This is a genomic window from Methanophagales archaeon, assembly GCA_021159465.1.
Classification (GTDB): domain Archaea; phylum Halobacteriota; class Syntropharchaeia; order Alkanophagales; family Methanospirareceae; genus G60ANME1.
Map to the genome: position 1 here is coordinate 1 of JAGGRR010000057.1, position 1,431 is coordinate 1,431.

Consider the following 1,431-nt stretch of genomic DNA (forward strand, 5'->3'; position numbering starts at 1 on the left):
AATGCTTTCTCTTTAAAGAATTTGCATCGCTATACGAAGCGTTCAGTCAAAAAATTCGTCTGTTTGCATGTACTTTTGGTAGGGATATGGTTTCGTTGGGTATTAACTCAAAGGAGAAATTACAGAAGATTGCCGACTGGTAGTTGGTGGAGGGGCTGTAGAATTTTTTAATAACAAGAGGTGGGCGCCCGGTGATAAGAACGCATAATCTGGTATGTACCGTTCACAATTTGAAGGTGATTTGGGGTAAATTGAAGAGGAATGTGCCTGTCATCGGTACGATTCGGATGTCAGTAGCTAATTCAGCGTCTAAAGTAGGGAACTTCTTACGACTACATCTATCTAATGGTTAACTTTAAGTGTCTGTGCTAATATTTATTTGGGAGACAGCCCCCTACGGGAAAAACCCGCTGTGGTGTACCGTGTTGCATAAAATTACAATGTCAAGTTGGGAAATAGGTAATAAATTGCGATTCCATACTCATTTCATTGCTTTGATTTATCCCGCGAACTCTTCTGCGAGTAAATCAGCTATTTTATACATATTGGCGGTATAATTAGCAGGCAGAGGGTCCATCGGGGCTGTCTCGCCTCCTATCTCCTTCGCTATCGTTTCGCACTCCGTAGTAGCGAATTGCGGTGCAACGAAGACATAATGCAGATTGTATCGCCTGGCATTGTCTATGCAATCCTGAATAACTCTGGCTGTCGGCTCTTTACCGCCATGCTCAACCGGTATTTGTGTCAGGTTATATTGTGCAGCGAGATATCCAAATGATGGATGGTAAATCATGAAAGCGCGGTTATTGAACCGATCGAGTTTGGAATGGATATAAGCATCCAGAGCATCAAGTTCACGCAGATAGTCTCTTGCATTATTGATATAGAAGTCGGCATTCTCAGGGTCTGTCTGAGTGAGCGCATCACGGATATTCATAACCATAATCTTCGCATTAGCGGGTGAATTCCAGATATGGGGGTCATTATCAATGATAGTTATACCTTTTGAGGTATCAACGATTTTAATTGCGGGGTTGATAGCGCTTATCTTCTCCAGCCAGTTCTGCTCTAACCCTAAGCCTGAGCCGACTTTGAAGTATATCTTTGCAGTGCTTATCTGCTTCAATTGCTCGGGTCGGGGCTCATAAATGTGCGGGCTCGCACCTGGTGGCACCATCACCATGACCTCCACGCGGTCACCACCCACATGCCTGACAAAATCCGCTTCCGGTAGGATGGTTACAACCACGCCTATCTTATTAGCATTAGCATTGCTATTGACATTGCCTCGCAACCCCGGTTGAAGTTGAATATAATTATAATGCAGACTCACTGCGAGCATGCCGATGCCGATAATCACCACGACTACGAGCGTGAGTGCCAGAACAGTCCGTCTCCTCATCATTATCTCAGGATGTATTACCTGATTTT

2 protein-coding genes are annotated in these 1,431 nt (G+C 44.3%); one reads left to right on the plus strand and one right to left on the minus strand.

Annotated features, from left to right (window positions below):
• Window positions 1–191: 191 nt before the first annotated feature.
• Window positions 192–353, plus strand: a complete 162-nt coding sequence (locus J7J01_03145; GenBank protein ID MCD6209885.1) for a hypothetical protein — start codon at window positions 192–194, stop codon at window positions 351–353.
• Between the two features lie 146 nt (window positions 354–499).
• Here the strand turns inward: J7J01_03145 and J7J01_03150 are convergent.
• Window positions 500–1,431, minus strand: a 932-nt coding sequence (locus tag J7J01_03150; GenBank protein ID MCD6209886.1) for a zinc ABC transporter substrate-binding protein, incomplete at its 5' end; no start/stop codon positions are given.